General features: G+C 60.0%; 12 protein-coding genes. 6 read left to right on the top strand and 6 right to left on the bottom strand.

Annotated elements, in window-relative coordinates; all coding sequences use genetic code 11:
• Nucleotides 1-124 precede the first annotated feature (124 nt).
• On the bottom strand, nt 125-1,369 hold the full coding sequence (locus tag ACP7BO_RS08700) for an AGE family epimerase/isomerase (protein WP_426209655.1): 1,245 nt from the start codon (nt 1,367-1,369) through the stop codon (nt 125-127).
• Between the two features lie 129 nt (nt 1,370-1,498).
• On the bottom strand, nt 1,499-2,362 hold the full coding sequence (locus ACP7BO_RS08705) for a LysR family transcriptional regulator (RefSeq protein WP_426209657.1): 864 nt from the start codon (nt 2,360-2,362) through the stop codon (nt 1,499-1,501).
• A 183-nt stretch (nt 2,363-2,545) separates the two neighbouring features.
• Here ACP7BO_RS08705 and ACP7BO_RS08710 point away from each other — a divergent pair, with 183 nt between their 5' ends.
• The 5 genes from ACP7BO_RS08710 (at nt 2,546) to ACP7BO_RS08730 (ending at nt 8,346) form a co-directional block, all read left to right on the top strand.
• On the top strand, nt 2,546-2,863 hold the full coding sequence (locus ACP7BO_RS08710; RefSeq protein ID WP_426209659.1) for a (2Fe-2S)-binding protein: 318 nt from the start codon (nt 2,546-2,548) through the stop codon (nt 2,861-2,863).
• A complete protein-coding gene (gene hcnB / locus ACP7BO_RS08715; RefSeq protein ID WP_397457001.1) occupies nt 2,860-4,257 on the top strand; it encodes a cyanide-forming glycine dehydrogenase subunit HcnB in 1,398 nt (465 codons plus the stop codon). The genes ACP7BO_RS08710 and hcnB overlap by 4 nt, the downstream gene beginning before the upstream one ends.
• Nucleotide 4,258: 1 nt before the next feature.
• Nucleotides 4,259-5,515 carry a cyanide-forming glycine dehydrogenase subunit HcnC gene (gene hcnC / locus ACP7BO_RS08720; RefSeq protein ID WP_426209661.1) on the top strand — a complete coding sequence of 419 codons (1,257 nt, stop codon included), beginning with the start codon at nt 4,259-4,261 and terminating at the stop codon, nt 5,513-5,515.
• 211 nt (nt 5,516-5,726) lie between these two features.
• A complete protein-coding gene (locus ACP7BO_RS08725) occupies nt 5,727-6,527 on the top strand; it encodes a glucose 1-dehydrogenase (RefSeq protein ID WP_426209663.1) in 801 nt (266 codons plus the stop codon).
• Nucleotides 6,520-8,346, top strand: a complete 1,827-nt coding sequence (locus ACP7BO_RS08730; RefSeq protein ID WP_426209665.1) for a glycoside hydrolase family 15 protein — start codon at nt 6,520-6,522, stop codon at nt 8,344-8,346. Before ACP7BO_RS08725 ends, ACP7BO_RS08730 begins: the two co-directional genes overlap by 8 nt.
• Nucleotides 8,347-8,477: 131 nt before the next feature.
• On the opposite strand, the gene ACP7BO_RS08735 is transcribed toward ACP7BO_RS08730, so the two are convergent.
• On the bottom strand, nt 8,478-10,943 hold the full coding sequence (locus tag ACP7BO_RS08735) for a TonB-dependent siderophore receptor (RefSeq protein WP_426209667.1): 2,466 nt from the start codon (nt 10,941-10,943) through the stop codon (nt 8,478-8,480).
• 342 nt (nt 10,944-11,285) lie between these two features.
• Between ACP7BO_RS08735 and ACP7BO_RS08740 the strand changes: the two genes are divergently transcribed.
• Nucleotides 11,286-12,152 carry a pirin family protein gene (locus ACP7BO_RS08740; RefSeq protein ID WP_426209669.1) on the top strand — a complete coding sequence of 289 codons (867 nt, stop codon included), beginning with the start codon at nt 11,286-11,288 and terminating at the stop codon, nt 12,150-12,152.
• A gap of 19 nt (nt 12,153-12,171) precedes the next feature.
• On the opposite strand, the gene ACP7BO_RS08745 is transcribed toward ACP7BO_RS08740, so the two are convergent.
• The 3 genes from ACP7BO_RS08745 to ACP7BO_RS08755 form a co-directional block, all read right to left on the bottom strand.
• Nucleotides 12,172-13,353, bottom strand: coding sequence for an acetyl-CoA C-acyltransferase family protein (locus ACP7BO_RS08745; RefSeq protein WP_426209671.1), 1,182 nt, complete (start codon nt 13,351-13,353; stop codon nt 12,172-12,174).
• A 199-nt stretch (nt 13,354-13,552) separates the two neighbouring features.
• Nucleotides 13,553-16,171, bottom strand: coding sequence for a sensor domain-containing protein (locus tag ACP7BO_RS08750; RefSeq protein WP_426209673.1), 2,619 nt, complete (start codon nt 16,169-16,171; stop codon nt 13,553-13,555).
• Between the two features lie 63 nt (nt 16,172-16,234).
• Entirely contained in the window at nt 16,235-17,128 is an 894-nt protein-coding gene (locus tag ACP7BO_RS08755; RefSeq protein WP_426209675.1) for a LysR family transcriptional regulator, read from the bottom strand.
• Nucleotides 17,129-17,175: the final 47 nt, after the last annotated feature.

The following is a 17,175-nucleotide window of genomic DNA, read 5'->3' on the forward strand; positions in this document are numbered from 1 at the left end:
GCTGACGAGGAACGAAGGCTGCGAGCTTTGACGGTAGTGGCAGCACCCTTATCTGCGGTGGGGGCAGCACCAAACGGCTCGCAGCCTTCGTTCCTTGGCAGCGACTACGAGCCTTTGGTTTGTTTCAGCGGCGCAGTTTGAGTGCACTGGCCAGGCTGATGGCCAATGGCAGGCGTGGCAACAAGGTGGCCTGGTAGGCGTGGTAAAGATCCGCCTTGCCGGGCCATATTTTTTCCGAAGGCTGGTTGTCAGGCCCCAGTTCGTGGTGCCAGCTGCCGTGCTGGCGGTCGATCAGGTGCAGGTCGATGTAGTCCCAGAAACACTGATACCAGACTTCGTATTCCTGCTCGCCTGTGCGTTGCAACAAGGCTGCCGCTGCCGCCGAGGCTTCGGCCAGGGTCCAGTGCAGGCGTTCGCGCACCACGGGCCGGTTGTCCCAGTCCAGGGTGTAAACAATGCCGCTGTCGCCATCGACATTCCAGCCGTGCAGGCTCGCGCTGTGAAACAGCTGTCGGGCGTCTTCGAGCAGCCATTGGGGCGCGGGCAGGCCGCGCTGCCTGCGCGCCGCTTCAAGGTGCAGCAATAGGCGGGCCCATTCAAAGGCGTGCCCCGGGGTTTTGCCGAACGGGCGGAATGGGTCTGTCGGGTTGTCTCGGTTGTAGTCCGGTAATGGCTGCCAGCCGGCATCGAAGTGTTCAATGGGCAGGTAGGAGGACTGCGCCGCGTGCTGGTGAATCACCCGTTCGCTGATCCGCAGGGCGCGGTCCAGCCACAGGTCCTGGTCGAGCACGTCGGCCAGGGCCAGAAAGGTTTCAGTGCCATGCATATTGCTGTTGGCCCCGCGATACGCTTCGCAGTCGCTCCAGTCGCCGGCAAAGGATTCCAGTAAGGCTCCTTCGTCTTCGCACCAGAACCGCGTTTCGAGTACCGCCACCGCCTCATCCAGCAAGGCAGTGGCGCCCGGGCGCCCGGCCACCACCGCGGAGCTGGCGGCCAGGGCGACAAATGCATGCAGGTACGCGGCTTTGCGGGTGTTGCCATCCTGAGCGTCGGGAGCGGCGAACCAACCTCCGTGCACGCCATCGCGCAAGGCCCCGGCCAGAGCCCTGAGGCCGTGGTCGATCAACGGCGTGCAGCCCGGCAGGCCCTGGATATGGGCCAGGGCGAAACTGTGAACCATACGCGCGGTGGTCACTGTGTCAGCCGGGGCATCGTCTGGGCGCTTGCCAAAGCGGTCAAGGCCTGCAAAACCGAGCGGTACCCGGGCGGCCTTGGCGAAATCCAGCAGCGTCTGGCCTTGATTGTGCAGCCACTGCTGGTGGGGGGCGGAGGTCAGCCAGCTGTCGCTGGTCCGGGTGAGATCGGTCATGGGCCACCTGTACGGTTCTTGTGATTATTTGGCGTTCGCAGCCTAAGGGATTGGCTGCAAAGTGGAAAGCTGAAACCTTTCATTAGCACGAGGGCAAGCCCGATGTGACAGGCATTGGTCGCTGCACGGTCAGATCTCCGGGATCCAGCGCTGTGACCAGTCGCTGTCTTGCTTGACCACCTCGCGCAGCAATTCGATCGCCTGCTGCAAGGCGCCACTGTCGCGCTCGCGTGAATACACCAGATAGGTCGGGTAACTGAACTCCGGAGCCTTGGGCACGCGCTCCAGGGCGCCGCTGTCCAGATAGCTCTGAACCACCCGGGTGCGAAAGTAGCCGCTGCCGCCGTTTTCCAGAATGTAATGCAATGCGACCGGGCCCAGATTGAAACTGACGGCGGCCCGCGCCTTGTCCGGTAGTGCAGCGTCATGCTGGCGGCGGAAGTCCTCGCCCCAGTCCACATACACATAAGGTTCGGGCAAGGCGGGGCGGCGAATCTGAATCAGTTTTTCTTCCAGCAATTGTTCCACCTGCACCCCGGGCCAATAGACCGGCTGATAGACCAGGGCTGCGTCCAGCAAGCCCATTTCCACCTGCCTCAATAACAGCTCGCCGTCACGAATCTGCACCCGCAGGGCGTGGGTGTCGAGGTGTTCGCGCAGGGCCTTGGCCCAGCTCAGGATCAGCGGGTTGCACAGGCTGACTTCACCGCCGATGTGCAGCATCTGGTGCAAGCCTTCAGGGCGTGGCAGATCCCGTCGCGCCGCCTCCCAGGTCTGCAGCAGTTGGTTGGCGTACACCACAAAGGCTTCCCCGCCGGGGGTGAGTCTGGCGCCTGCACGGTTGCGCACAAACAGCGTCACGCCGAGCAGGCTCTCGAGTTTTTGTACCCGGGCCGTGACGGCCGTCTGGGTGACGTGAAGTTTGTCTGCGGCACTCGCGAGGCTGCCGTAGCGAACAATTTCGAGGAAGGTACGGGCCAGGTCCAGATCCATGATCGCGCCAGTCTGCAAAGGGCGGTCAGTGTAAGGCCAATGATGCGAAAACACATATTGGCCTGACCTTCTATTGGCCTGAATCAATGCCGGTTTTTTTTATTCAGCTAACGTCATCTGCCCTGGCACGCGGTGCCAGTGGTTGGCCCAATTGCGACACACACACACAAAGGGATATCTGACATGGATGACTTGAACCGCCAGTACGACATTCAACCTTTGATAAAGGCTGACATGTCGATCCTGATCAATGGGCAGGCGGTAAGTGCAGCTCAGGGAGAGACCGTACTCAGCGTGTTGAACTCAGTGGGTGTACGGCAACTGTCGCCCAATGATCACGGACAGATCAATGGCGCTTATTGCGGTATGGGGGTGTGCTACTGCTGCCTGGTGAATATCGATGGCCGGCACAAGCGCCGGGCCTGCCAGACCGTGGTGCAGCCCGGGATGAAAGTGGAGACCGGGATCAATCGGGTCACTGCACAGGAGGCCGTGCTATGAGCCTGAACCCGGTCATTGTCGGCGGCGGACCGGCGGGTATGGCAGCCGCCATCGAGCTGGCGCAGCACGGCGTGCCCAGCACCTTGCTGGAAGAGGCCTCGCGGCTGGGCGGCGTGGTGTATCGCGGGCCATTGCGTGACGGTGTCGACCTCGATTACTTGGGGGACCGTTACAAAGAGGCGCTGCAAAAACTGCACACTGAGTTTGCGGGTATTGCCCATTTAGTTGATGTGCGCCACAACCACCGCGTGGTGGGCGGGCAGGGCGAGCAGCGCCTGCAAGTGCTGGACGAGCGTGAGCAATTGCAGGAAACCGCTTTCGATCAATTGCTGCTGAGCGCCGGGTGTCATGAACGCAGCGTGCCATTTCCCGGCTGGACCCTGCCCGGTGTGATGATGCTTGGCGGCCTGCAATTGCAGATCAAAAGTGGCGTGGTCAAGCCCAAGGGGCCGACGTTAATCGCAGGCACCGGGCCGTTGTTGATACTGGTGGCGTGCCAGTTGCACGCGGCGGGTGTCGAAGTGGCCGGTGTGTACGAGGCCTGTGAATTTACCCGGATTGCCAAGGAAAGCCTGGCGCTGCTCAACCAGCCCCAACTGTTCCTCGACGGCCTGAGCATGCTGGTGTACCTCAAGCGCAACGGTGTACCGGTGCGTTATGGCTGGGGCGTGGTGGAGGCGCGGGGCGAGGGTGAACTGAGCGAAGTTATCGTGGCGCCGTACTCAAGCACCTGGCAAGCAGACATGAGCAAGGCGCAGCCAGTTATGGCGCGCACCCTGGCAGTGGGCCATGGCTTTATCCCGCGGACACAACTCACCCAGCAAATGGGCCTTGATCACGCTTACAACGTCGACGGTTATCTGGCTGTCAAAGCCGACATGTGGCAACGCAGCAACCAGCCGCACATTCACCTGGCCGGTGATGCCACGGGCATGCGTGGCGGTGAAGCGGCGATGCTCACCGGGCGTATCGCGGCGTTGTCGATTTTGCTCCAGCGCCAAGTGCTGAGCGAGAAGCAGGCGCTGGCGCAACGCCGGGTTTATCTGTCACGGCTGGACACTGTGGTGCGCTTTCGCGGTGCCATTGATCGCTACACCCGGCGCGGTACTCAACAGATCGAATTACTACAGCCGGACACGGTGGTGTGCCGTTGCGAAAACGTGACCCGTGGCGACATCGACCTGGCACTGAGCCAGGGCGTGCAAGACATGGCCAGCCTGAAAATGCGCACCCGCATCAGCATGGGCGACTGCCAGGGCCGGATGTGCGTCGGTTACTGCAGTGATCGCCTGCGCGAGGCCACCGGCCGCCAGGATGTGGGCTGGCTGCGCCCGCGTTTTCCGCTGGAACCGGTGCCGTTTTCGGCTTTTACCAATGCCTGCAAGGATGCCTGACATGATCAAGACTTATGACGTTGTAATCGCCGGTGGCGGTGTTATCGGCGCGTCCTGCGCTTACCACCTGTCCCGTCGCAAAGACCTGAAAATTGCCATGATCGACTGCAAGCGCCCGGGCAATGCCAGCCGCGCTTCGGCGGGTGGCCTGTGGGCTATCGGCGAGTCTGTAGGGCTTGGCTGCGGCGTGATTTTCTTTCGCATGATGTCCGCCGAGCGCAAGCGTGAAGCCCAGGGCTCGGCGGTGATCGTTGACTCCAGCACCCCGCATATTCTGCCGGAGTGCTTCTTCGACTTTGCTCTGCAATCCAATGCCCTGTACCCCGGCCTGCACCAGGAAATGATCGACAAGCACGGCATGGACTTCAAGTTCGAGCGTACCGGTCTCAAGTACGTGATTTACGACGATGAAGACCGTCTTTATGCCGAGCACATCGTTGCCAACATCCCGCACCTTGCCGATGAAGTGCGCTGGCTTGACCAGGCCGCCTTGCGCGAGTCCGAGCCAAGCGTCAGCCACGACGCCAAAGGGGCACTGGAATTTCTTTGCGACCACCAGGTGAGCCCGTTCCGGCTGACCGATGCCTACACCGAAGGCGCCCGGCAAAACGGTGTGGACCTGTACTTCAACACCAACGTTACCGAGGTACTGCGCCAGGGCAGCAAGGTGGTGGGGGTACGTACTGACAACCAGGGCGCGTTCCACTGCAAGACCCTGATCAACGCGGCCGGTGCCTGGGCGGCAGAACTCAGCGTGATGGCCACAGACTTGAGCATCCCGGTGGCGCCGGTCAAGGGCCAGATCGTGTTGACCGAGCGCATGCCCAAGTTGCTCAACGGCTGCCTGACCACCAGCGATTGTTACCTGGCGCAAAAGGACAATGGTGAAATCCTGATTGGCAGCACCACCGAAGACAAAGGTTTTGACGTGACCACCACCTTCCCGGAGATCACGGGTCTGGTCCAGGGAGCGATGCGTTGTATTCCTGAGCTCAAGGACGTCAACCTCAAGCGCACCTGGGCCGGATTGCGCCCGGGCTCGCCTGATGAGCTGCCGATTTTGGGGGCGATGGCCGGTGTCGAGGGGTATTTGAATGCATGCGGGCATTTCCGAACCGGCATCCTGACCTCGGCGATAACCGGAGTCATGCTCGATGCGCTGGTGCGTAATGAACCGTTGCCACTGGATGTCACGCCGTTTCTGGCGGACAGGTTTGACTTGCAGCCGGTGGGGTTAAAAAAAGTGATAGGGGCATAGTCTTTCGCCGCGAGGCCTGACGCAACCAGCGCCTTCGGGCGGCTGAGAGCGTCAAGGCCCTGTAGTCGCTGACGAGGCACGAGGCTGCGATCGGGCAAGGCCCGTAGCGCTCCTCAATGTGTTTGATACCCCGGGGTGAGGTGGTGTTGAACTCCTGATGCCCTGCACCGGTCAGCCATTATGCCCATTCATAAAACAGGCGCAGACAACCATGCAGATTTCTCTCGCGCATCAGGTCGCTCTTGTCACCGGGGCCAGCTCCGGGCTGGGAGCTGCCAGCGCCCGGGCCCTGGCGGCAGCCGGTGCCTCGGTGGTGATCAATTACAACTCCCAGGCCGCCCCTGCCAAGGCGCTCGCAGACGAGATCAACGCCTCTGGCGGCAAAGCCGTTGCACTGGGCGCCGATGTATCGAAAGAGGCCGATGTCGAACGCCTGTTCGCACAAACCCTGGATGCGTTTGGCTATCTCGATATTCTCGTCGCCAACTCCGGGCTGCAAAGAGATGCCGCAGTCGTCGATATGACCCTGGAACAATGGAACACCGTTATCGGCGTCAATCTCACCGGCCAGTTCCTGTGCGCGCGCTCAGCCCTGAAAATTTTCAACCGCCAGGGCATTCGTGAAGGTGTCTCCTGTGCCGCCGGCAAGATTATTCACATGAGCTCGGTGCACCAGCTGATTCCCTGGGCCGGGCATGTGAACTATGCAACCTCCAAGGGCGGCGTTGAAATGTTGATGCGCAGCCTGGCGCAAGAGGTCAGCGAGCAAAAGATCCGGGTCAACGGCATTGCCCCAGGTGCCATTCGCACGGCAATCAATCGCGACGTGACCCAAGGCGCGGCCGAGAAGCAACTGCTGAAACTGATCCCCTATGGCCGCGTCGGTGATCCTGAAGATGTGGCCAACGCCGTGGTGTGGCTGGCCAGCGATGCCTCTGATTATGTGGTCGGCAGCACCTTGTTTATTGATGGTGGCATGAGCCTTTATCCGGAGTTTCGCGGCAATGGTTAAAATCCAGGACGAATCGCAAAGCGCAATCGAGGCACACGGCATTATTGGCGACATGCGCACGGCAGCATTGGTCAACGACCAGGGCAGTGTGGATTTTTTCTGTTGGCCAGAGTTCGACAGCCCGGCCATTTTCTGTTCACTGCTGGATACTCCCGAAGCGGGGATTTTCCAGCTGGCCCCGCAAATTGCCGATGCCCGCCGCGAACAAATCTATCTCCCCGACACCAACGTATTGCAGACCCGCTGGCTGGCGCCGCAAGCAGTGGTGGAGATTACCGATTTGCTGCCGGTCAGTGATCACGATGATGAACTGCCGCTGCTGATACGCCGTGTGCGTATGGTGAGCGGCAACGCTACGTTTTCAATGCGTTGCGCGGTGCGCCATGACTACGCCCGCGCGGTGACCAAAGCCCGTGCCGATGGTGAGGATGTGTGCTTTGACGCCGAGGGCCAGCCCGGCCTTCGTCTGGCTTGCAATGTGCCCTTGAAGATTGCGGATCAGGCGGCCTGCAGCACGTTCACCCTGGCAGAGGGCGAGTCGGCCGAGTTTGTACTGGGCGCCGTGGACGATGTGCGGGTGAAAGTGGGCTGCAGCGATTTGGCCTTGCAGCGTACCGTGCACTTCTGGCGTCAGTGGCTCGCACAGTCGATCTATCGCGGACGCTGGCGTGAAATGATCAATCGCTCAGCCCTGACCCTCAAGCTGCTGACCTCGCGCAAGGATGGCGCGATTATCGCCGCCGCGACATTTGGCTTGCCGGAGACCCCGGGCGGTGAGCGCAACTGGGATTACCGCTACACCTGGATTCGCGATGCTTCCTTCACGGTTTACGCCTTTATGCGCCTGGGGTTTGTCGATGAGGCCAATGGCTTTATGCGCTGGCTGCGTGGCCGGGTAGGGGAGTGCTGCGAACAGCCCCTGAAGCTGAACATCATGTACAGCATTGACGGGCGCAGCGATCTGCCGGAAACAGAGCTCAGTCACCTGTCCGGCTATGGCGGGGCCAGGCCGGTGCGAATCGGTAACGGTGCATTTGATCAGGTGCAACTGGATATTTTTGGCGAGCTGCTGGATGCGGTGTACCTGACCAATAAATACGGCGAGGCCATCAGCCATGAGGGTTGGCAGCACGTGACCCAGATAGTCGATCATGTGTGCTCGATCTGGCAGGAGGCAGACGTCGGCATCTGGGAGATGCGCGGCGAGAAGCATCATTTTCTGCATTCCCGGCTGATGTGCTGGGTAGCGCTGGACCGCGCCATTCGCCTGGCATCCAAGCGTTCATTGCCTGCGCCGTTCTCGCGCTGGAACGAGACCCGCCAAGAGATTCACACTGATATCTGGGAGAACTTCTGGAATGCCGAGCGCGGCCATTTCGTCCAGTACAAGGGCGGCACGGCGCTGGACGGCTCGATGCTGCTGATGCCGCTGGTGCGGTTTGTCGGGGCTAAAGACCCGGCATGGCTGGCGACCCTGGAGGCTATCGAAAAGAGTCTGGTGCGTGATGGCATGGTGTATCGCTATCGCAATGAAGACAACGCCATGGATGGCCTGCAAGGCACTGAAGGCGCATTTGCCGCCTGCTCCTTTTGGTACGTGGAATGCCTGGCCAGGGCCGGGCAGGTGGAGAAGGCGCATCTGGAGTTCGAGCAGCTGTTGCGCTACGCCAACCCGCTGGGGTTGTACGCCGAAGAGTTCGACTGCTATGCCCGGCATTTGGGCAATACCCCGCAAGCCCTGACCCACCTGGCGCTGATCAGTGCGGCGAGTTTTCTGGACCGCAAGCTCGACCATCAAAAGCCACAGTGGCAGCCTTGATCTGGCCCCCTGTAGGAGCGAGCGTGCTCGCGAGCTCTTTTAGCTGGCGCACAGGACTGCCGTTCAAGCGTTAAGTGCTTGAAAAGCTCGCGAGCAAGCTCGCTCCTACAGGGGAGTGATGTGTCTGGCTTTTAGAAGGTGTATTTGCTGGTCAGCATCAGGCTGCGCGGCTCGCCGTAGTAGGTGGTGCTGAAGTTGCCCAGGCCCGACAGGTACTTTTTGTCGAACACGTTGTTGGCGTTGAGGTTGAAGCTCAGGTGCTCGCTGTACTCGTAGCGGGTCATCAGGTTGACCAGCGCGTAGCTCTGCTGCTCGATGATGTCGTAGTCACCTTTGGCATCGTTGTAGATCTTGCCGTAGAACGGGCTCTGCCAGTTCACGCCGCCGCCCACTGTGACTTGGTTCAACATGCCCGGCAGACGGTAGGTGGTGAATACCCGTGCCACGTTTTCAGGCTTGGTGGTTTCCAGCGGGTAGCCATACAGGCGCCCGCCATCAGCGGTTTTGGTCTGGGCGTAGGTGTAGCCGGCCATCACATTCCAGTCCGGCATCAACTCACCGGCCAGCTCGAACTCAATGCCTTTGGTGGTCGCACCGTCGACGGACTGGTAGTAGGTCTGGTTGGCCGCGTCGATGCCTGCATAGACCGCCAGGTTTTTTTGCTCGGTACGGAATACCGCGGCACTGGCGTTAAGGCGTCCGTCGAAGTATTCGCCTTTCAAGCCGATTTCGTAGCTGTTGCCTTCGGTGGGCGCCAGGGTGGTGCCGGACTTGCTGCGCTCGGTGACCGGTTTGTAAATCGAGGTGTAGCTGGCGTACGCCGAATAAGTGTCGTTCAGGTCATAGACCACACCGGCGTAGGGCGTGACCTTGCCGTGCTGGTTGGAGGTGGTTTTGTTGTCACTGAAAGTCGGGCTTTGCACGTAGTACGTGTTGGTATCGTTGTACTGGAAATCGCTCACGCGGCTGCCCAGGATCACCGACAGGTGGTCGGCCGGCTTGAAGCGCGCAGCGAGGTAAGCGCTGTTCTGGTCTTCGTTGATTTCATATTTGCCGTTTTTCGGGAAGTAGGGCTTCGGGTAATCGCCCTTCCAGTCAAAGATGCTGCCGGGCACCAGGCCGAACCGGGAGGCATCAAAAGTCGCGCCGGTTTGTCTGGAGGATTGCGAGGTAACACCCACCACCAGTTCATGTTCGCGGCCAAACAGGCTGAACGGGCCGGTGGCGTTCAGATCAAAGGTGTTTTGCACGCGATGACCTTCCCACTTGCCCCAGTAGAAGAACATGCCGGTGCCGGTGACCGGGTCTGGCATGCCGCCGCTTGCCGAGCCCAGTTGAGTGTCGTGGTCGTTGGTTTGCCGGGTCAGGGTGCCTTTGACTTTCCATTCATTGGCAAAGCGGTGCTCCAGGGACGCGAAGGTGGTTTGTGCGACCACATCACGGCGGCTCCAGTCGGTGGCCGGGTTGAACGAGCGGCTGAAGTCGGTCTTGCTGTAGTTGGAGAAGTAGTACGGGTTGCCGGTCCAGGACGAGCCGCGCGGCTTGATGTTCTGGTAGTCCAGGCCGAAGGTCAGCAGGGTGTCGGGGGTGATGTCGGCTTCGAGGATGGCGTAGAACACATCATTCTTTTTCGAGTAGTGATCCAGGTACGAGTCGGCATCCTGATACACCCCGACCAGGCGTCCGCGCACGCTGCCAGCGTCATTCAGCGGGCCGGAGATATCGCCTTCGGTACGGTAGTTGTCCCATGAGCCTGCGCTGGCAGTCACCGATGCCTTGAAATCACGGGTCGGTTTTTTGCGGATCAGGTTGACCGTGGCCGAGGGTTCGCCGGAGCCTGACAGCAGGCCGGTGGCGCCCTTGACGATATCAACCCGGTCATACAAGGCCATGTCGACCTTGGTCGCGCCCTCATCAAACACCCCGTCATATTGGGTGTTCACGCCGTCGTACTGGAAGTTGGTGATGGCGTAGCCGCGGGCCGAATATTCCATGCGGTCGCTGTCGTAGGCCTGGGTCGAAATACCCGGCGCGTTACGCAGTACATCGCCGATGCTCTGGACCGCCTGATCGTCCATTAACTGGCGGGTGATGACGGTGACGGTCTGTGGCGTTTCGCGGATCGACAGTGGCAGTTTGGTCGAACTCTTGGTGGCGCCAGTGATGTAGGAACCGGTGTCTTCGGTGGTCAGTGAGGTACCCATACCCTGGCCGGAAATGGTAGTAGCACCCAACTCGATGCCTTTGCCTTGGTTGAGGATCACCGTGTCGCCATTGAGCTGGTATGAAATGCCGCTGCCTTGCAACAGCGCCTCCAGTGCCTTGATCGGTTCCAGTGAGCCCGAGACGGGGTGCGATTTGAGCCCTTGTACCTGATCCGGGCTATACAGCACTTGCAGATTGGCCTGCTTGCCAAGCTCGTTGAGAGCGCTGGCCAGCGATTGTGCCGGGATGTTCAGGGTGACCGCAGCTGCCTGGGCCATGGATGAGCCCAGCAGCACCGAGGCCGCAAGGGCACCTGACAATAGGGAGTAGCGAGCAGTCTGGCGCCGGGTCGCGAGCGAAAGAGGGGTCCGGCTCAAGTGGGGTCGTTGCATTACGTGCCTAGGCTCCGATAGGGAAAATTATTCATCGTTAATGTGAATAGTTATTAGACGCGGCACGATTGGAGAACCAGAACAAGTTCCTGAATTGACTGGATTTGATTTCTACGCCCCGACACCCAAACCCTGTAGGAGCGAGCTTGCTCGCGAGCTTTTTAGCCCGTTGATTGTCGAGTGAGTGCGGGGGGTGGAACAGCTCGCGAGCAAGCTCGCTCCTACAGGTTGAGATGGGGAGGTTGTTGTCCTATGAGTAGAACGTTGAGTGTTGTGGGCGCGGTCTAGTCTTATGGGTGATACGAATCTATCCTTGTTGCCATGATTTACAGGAGGTGCAACATGAAAAAAATTCTGGGTGTGTATACGGCCCCACGTCCGCACTGGGTCGGCGATGGCTTTCCGGTTCGGACGTTGTTTTCCTACGACAGTATGGGTAAGCACGTCAGCCCGTTCTTGTTGCTTGATTACGCAGGGCCCGCCGAGTTCACGCCCACCACCGGGCGGCGTGGTGTAGGCCAGCATCCCCATCGCGGGTTTGAGACGGTGACCATCGTCTACAAAGGTGAAGTCGAGCATCGGGATTCCACCGGTAACGGCGGGGTCATCGGGCCCGGTGATGTGCAATGGATGACCGCTGCGTCGGGGATCCTGCACGAAGAGTTCCACTCCGAGGCGTTTGCTCGCAGTGGCGGCGCGCTGGAGATGGTCCAGCTGTGGGTCAACCTGCCGGCCAGGGACAAGATGGCCGAGCCGGGCTACCAGGGCATTGTGGATCGCCAGATTCCTGAGCTGGCGCTTAAGGATAATGCCGGGCGCTTGCGCCTGATTGCCGGCGAGTTCGATGGCCAGCGGGGCCCTGCGCGGACCTTTACGCCAATCGATGTGTGGGATATCCGCTTGAACGCGGGCAAGTCGACCACGCTCGATCTGCACCAGGGCCGCAACACCGTGTTGGTGGTGCTGCACGGAGCGGTCGAGGTCAATGGCCAGGAAATGGTGCGCGAAGGGCAAATGGCACTGTTTGCCCGCGACGGCTCTCAGGTCCGTCTTGAGGCCAATAACGATGCGGTGCTGTTGATCCTGAGCGGTGAGCCCATCGACGAGCCGATTGTGGGGCACGGCCCGTTTGTGATGAACACCGATGCTGAAATCCATCAGGCCTTTGTCGACTTTCAGTCGGGAAAATTTGGCCGGATGGCGGAGTAACAAACCAGCGACTACAGGTTCAGATTCGCTCGAAAATCACCGCGATGCCCTGACCGCCACCGATGCACATGGTGGCCAGTGCATAGCGGCCTTTTATCCGGTGCAGTTCGTGAATGGCTTTGGTCGCGATTATCGCGCCAGTGGCGCCCACCGGATGGCCCAGTGCGATACCGGAACCATTGGGGTTGACCCTGGCCGGGTCCATGTCCAGCTCCTGCATCACGGCACAAGCCTGAGCGGCAAAGGCAATGTTGGCCTCAATCACATCCATGTCCGCGATCTTCAAGCCCGCACGTTTGAGCGCCAGGCGCGTGGCCGGGATCGGTCCCAGGCCCATTAGCTCGGGCTCGACCCCGGCGTGGGCATAGGCCACCAGGCGAGCGACGGGGGCGAGGTTGTCAGCCTGTACCGCGGCGCCACTGGCCAATACCAGCGCGCCAGCGCCGTCATTGAGCCCCGAGGCGTTACCGGCCGTCACACTGCCGTCTTTTTTGAACGCCGGTTTCATCTGCGCAAGCTGTTGCAGGGTGGTGGCCCGTGGATGTTCGTCGATGTTGAACATGACGCTGGCTTTGCGCCCGTGAACCTCTACCGCGGCGATCTGGGATTCGAAGTAGCCCTGGGCAATGGCTTGGGCGGCGCGTTGCTGGTCTGTCAGTGCCAGGGCGTCCTGTACCTCGCGACTGATTTGGTTGCGCTGGGCAATGTTCTCGGCAGTGATGCCCATGTGAATGCCGTGGAACGGGTCGTGGAGGATCCCCAGCATGTAGTCCTGCACTTGCGCATCGCCCATGCGCGCGCCCCAACGGGCCGAGGGCAGCAAGTACGGGCCGCGGCTCATGGACTCGGCTCCGCCGCCGATGGCGAAGTCCGCATCGCCGAGCATCAGGGTGTGGGCTGCAGAAATGATCGCTTGCAGCCCCGAGCCGCAGAGGCGGTTGACGTTGTAGGCGGGGGTTTGTTTGGGAATGCCGGCGTTGATAGCGGCCACTCGCGCCAGATAGGCATCCTGGGGGGCCGTTGGAATTACGTTGCCCATCACGACGTGACCGATGCGTTGCGGATCGATCTGGCTGGTGATGAGTGCGGCTTTGACTGCGGTGGTGGCCAGATCGCACAGCGGTACGTCCTTGAGCGCACCGCCAAAGGTGCCGATGGCTGTGCGCCGGGCGCTCAGGATGAAAATCTCGGGGGTCTGCATGGCGGGTCCTTATTGTTTTTGGTGGGGCTGATCTGCTGGATTATTTCATGCTGTGAGGGGCTGCAGAGTAGTCCGTTTGCAGGGCAATCTGCGCTTTTAGGGAGGTTGAATGTAGGAGCGAGCTTGCTCGCGGGCTCTTCGGTGCTTGATTGAAAGAGCTCGCGAGCAAGCTCGCTCCTACAGGGGTGTTTGGTGTTTTTCAGTGCCGCAGCAGCTCGCGAAATTGCGCCATTGGCACCGGCCGGCTGTGCAGGTAGCCCTGATACAGATGGCAGCCAATGCTTTGCAGAAACTGGAGTTGGGCCAATTGCTCGACACCTTCGGCGACGACCCTGATTTTCAGGCTGCGGGCCATGGCAACAATAGCGCGGATGATTTCCGTATCGTTGGGGGCGTTAATGGCGTCGCGTACAAATGATTGATCTATTTTCAGGGTGTCGACCGGCAGGCGCTTGAGATGGGTCAGCGAGGAGTAGCCAGTGCCGAAGTCGTCCATCGCAAAGCTCACGCCCAATGCCATCAATTGCTGCATTTTGGCGATGGTGTCTTCCAGGTTTTGAATCACGATGCCTTCGGTGACTTCCAGTTTGAGGATCGAACAGGGCAGGTGGTGGCGCAACAGGCTGTGCCGCACCCGTTCTACAAAGTCGCTCTGGAGAAACTGCCGTGGGCTGATGTTCACGCACAGGCTGAAAGTCCGGGGGTCGATCAGGCCCTCGCGCAACAACTGGCCGAACGAGCGGCAGGCTTCATCCAGGACCCAGGCACCCACTTCGAGGATCAGGCCGCTGTCTTCGAGGATTTTGATGAAGTTTGCCGGGGACTGGGCGCCCAGTTGCGGATGTTGCCAGCGCAACAGCGCTTCGGCTCCGACGATACGGTTTTCCCGGGCATCGACTTGTGGCTGAAAGTGCAGGCTGAACTCGTTGCGCGCTAACGCTGTGCGCAAGGCGCTTTCCATTTCCATGCGTTCGCTGGCCGCCGTTTGCATCGTGAAATCGAACAGCTGAGTTGTATTGCGCCCGCAATCCTTGGCCCGATACAGGGCGATGTCGGCCCGCTTGAGCAAGTCTGCGGCAGTGCTGCCGTGATCAGGCAACAAGGCGATGCCGATGCTGGGGGTGACTTGCAGGCGCTGGCCATCAAGAAACATGGGTTCGGCCAGTAGTTCACGCAAGGTATCGGCGGTACTGCGCACTGACTGGGTGACTTCTTTGAGCGAGCCTTTAAGCCCGGTCAGCAGTACGACAAACTCGTCACCGCCCAGGCGGGCCACGGTGTCTTCGTTGCGCACACTGGCTTCCAGGCGTGCGGTGATGATCTTGAGTACCGAGTCGCCCACCGGGTGCCCGAGTGAGTCGTTGATGTGTTTGAAATGGTCCAGATCCAGAAACAACAGCGCTGCGCGCAGGTCGTGACGTTCATGCAGCGATGTTTGCTGGCTCAGGCGGTCCATCAGCAATGCGCGGTTTGGCAGGTTGGTCAGCGGGTCATGGTAGGCCAGGTGCCTGACCTGGGCCTGGGCAGTTTTAAGCTGGCTTATGTCGCGGGCGGTGAGCAGCAGGCAGGGGGTGTCATTAATGGTGATCGGTTCAATGGATATTTCGACGTTGATCAGGTCGCCGCGTCTGGAGCGTCCCAGGATTTCCCGGTTGCTGATACGGCCCTTTTCCTTGATCTCGTCGAGTAATGCCTGACGCTGTGAGCTTTGCCCCCAGATTCCCAATTCGTAGGGGCTGCGGCCAATCACTTCGGCGCTGCTGTATCCGGTCAGCCGGCTGAAGCCGTCATTGACCTCCAGATAGTTGCCGGTGGCGAGTTCGCTGATGGTGATGGCATCGGGGCTGGAGTGGAATGCCTTGGCGAATTTGTCTTCGGAGGCGCTCAGGCGTTGTTCGCGCTCCACCTGCTCGGTGATGTCGAGCAGGGTGCCGGCCATGCGCAGCGGCGCACCGTCAGCGTCGCGATAGAGCCGGGCGCGACTTTCTATATAGCGTGAAGTGTTGTTTTCAGCGGGCACCCGATAGGTCAACTGATAACTCCCGGCGGGCCCCTCGCGCAGTGTGCGGTAGCTGTCGCGCATACTGTCACGCTCGGCGTCGGGCACACCCTCGAAGAACGCTTCGAATGACTCATTGAACGGTTCTGCCGGCAGGCCGTGCAGCTGGGCTGCACGGGCCGAGCCGTAGAGCCTGTCGCTGGGAATGTCCCAGTCCCAGGTGCCCATTTGTGCCGAGTCCAGCGCCAGGTCCAGGCGCTCCTGACTGTCGATCAGCGCTTGCGCGGCTTCTTTGCTTTTGCGGGTGTCCATGAAGGTACTGACCAGATAGGCCTCGCCCTCCAGTTCGACTTTTTGTGCGCTGAGGATGCCGTCGTGCAGTTGTCCGTCCCGACCCTGCAGGGAGACTTCCATGCTCACTGAGGCATTTTTGCTGCGTATTTTCTTGACGAATTGTTTGCGCTGCAAAGGATCGGGCCAAATCCCCAGTTCGACCGTAGTGCGCCCGATTGCCTGGTTTAACGGCCAGCCCAGCAAACGCTCGAACCAATGGTTGGCCTCGCTGATCAATCCGTCTTCGATGCGTACCAGCAGCACCATATGGGGCGATAAATGAAAGAGTGTGGCGAAGCGCTTTTCTGAATTCTTGAGCGCTTGCAGGCGTATGCGCCGATGGGTTGCATTGCAGATCAGCCCCATTTCAATGTCCCAGTACCAGGGCTGCTCCTCCCCGTTGTTTTGTCCGCCTTGCTCCAGCGATGGGGAGGCAATTTGTGTCAAACCGTCTAGTGGGTGGCTGGCATATCTCTGGTATGGCATTGACTGCGATCCTTGGATCTCGATCCATTGAGACGGTTTTGTTTCTGAACCGCTGGAGCGATCTCAGGGCTGGTCACTGTGATGCGTGTCGACCTGTGCATCCAGTAACTTCATGAAAGCATGCGCGGCATTCGACAGCGTTCTCTCGGTGTGCACGATGTAGCCTAGCTGGCGGGTCAGTTGAATGCCGGGCAACTCGATCGATGCCACTTGCTCATCGAGCATAGTACGCGGCAGCACGCTCCATGCCAGGCCGATGGAAACCATCATTTTGATGGTTTCCAGGTAGTTGGTACTCATGGCGATATTGGGCGTCAGGCCCTGGGCTTCAAACAGGCGCTGCACAATATGATGAGTAAAGGTATTGCCGCCCGGAAACACCGCCGGATGGTGGGCAATGTCGGCCAGACTGACAACCGGGCGGCCGGTGAGGGTATGTTCGGGGGCGACCACGAAGTCCAGCGGATCATTCCACACGGGCACGGCGCGAATCAGCGAGTGCGGCTCTGGCGCCAGAGTGATGACTGCCAGTTCGGCGCGGCCATGGAGGATTTCTTCGTAGGCCACCTCTGAATCCAGAAACTGAATATCCAGCGCGACCTTGGGGTAAGTGCGGGTGAATTCGCGCAGCAGGGGCGGTAGCCGGTGCAGACCAATGTGATGGCTGGTGGCCAGAGTGAGGCGGCCACTGACCTCGCCATTGAGGTTGTTCAGCGCCCGGCGGGTGTCATCCAGCACGTTGAGGATTTGATAGGCGCGCGGCAGCAAGGCCCGGCCTGCCTCGGTCAGGCTGACCTCGCGGCCCAGCCGGTCAAACAACCTGAGCTTGAGTTGCTGCTCAATACTGGCGATGCGCTTGCTGATCGCCGGCTGGGTCAGAAACAAACGTTCCGCGGCCCCGGAAAAACTACCGGTTTCAGCAATGGCGATAAAAGCATTGAGATTCGCGAGATCCATCTATTCGAATTCCTGTTGGTTATCCAAAGCATGAAAATTATGAATTT

Origin of the sequence: Pseudomonas sp. TWR2-1-1, from assembly GCF_049897045.1 — a bacterium.
GTDB lineage: Bacteria > Pseudomonadota > Gammaproteobacteria > Pseudomonadales > Pseudomonadaceae > Aquipseudomonas > Aquipseudomonas versuta.

Bases quoted from the DNA above. Each gene is read 5' to 3' on its own strand.
- ACP7BO_RS08700 (WP_426209655.1), bottom strand. From the start codon at position 1,369: ATGACCGATCTCACCCGGACCAGCGACAGCTGGCTGACCTCCGCCCCC.
- ACP7BO_RS08705 (WP_426209657.1), bottom strand. From the start codon at position 2,362: ATGGATCTGGACCTGGCCCGTACCTTCCTCGAAATTGTTCGCTACGGC.
- ACP7BO_RS08710 (WP_426209659.1), top strand. From the start codon at position 2,546: ATGGATGACTTGAACCGCCAGTACGACATTCAACCTTTGATAAAGGCT.
- hcnB (WP_397457001.1), top strand. From the start codon at position 2,860: ATGAGCCTGAACCCGGTCATTGTCGGCGGCGGACCGGCGGGTATGGCA.
- hcnC (WP_426209661.1), top strand. From the start codon at position 4,259: ATGATCAAGACTTATGACGTTGTAATCGCCGGTGGCGGTGTTATCGGC.
- ACP7BO_RS08725 (WP_426209663.1), top strand. From the start codon at position 5,727: ATGCAGATTTCTCTCGCGCATCAGGTCGCTCTTGTCACCGGGGCCAGC.
- ACP7BO_RS08730 (WP_426209665.1), top strand. From the start codon at position 6,520: ATGGTTAAAATCCAGGACGAATCGCAAAGCGCAATCGAGGCACACGGC.
- ACP7BO_RS08735 (WP_426209667.1), bottom strand. From the start codon at position 10,943: ATGCAACGACCCCACTTGAGCCGGACCCCTCTTTCGCTCGCGACCCGG.
- ACP7BO_RS08740 (WP_426209669.1), top strand. From the start codon at position 11,286: ATGAAAAAAATTCTGGGTGTGTATACGGCCCCACGTCCGCACTGGGTC.
- ACP7BO_RS08745 (WP_426209671.1), bottom strand. From the start codon at position 13,353: ATGCAGACCCCCGAGATTTTCATCCTGAGCGCCCGGCGCACAGCCATC.
- ACP7BO_RS08750 (WP_426209673.1), bottom strand. From the start codon at position 16,171: ATGCCATACCAGAGATATGCCAGCCACCCACTAGACGGTTTGACACAA.
- ACP7BO_RS08755 (WP_426209675.1), bottom strand. From the start codon at position 17,128: ATGGATCTCGCGAATCTCAATGCTTTTATCGCCATTGCTGAAACCGGT.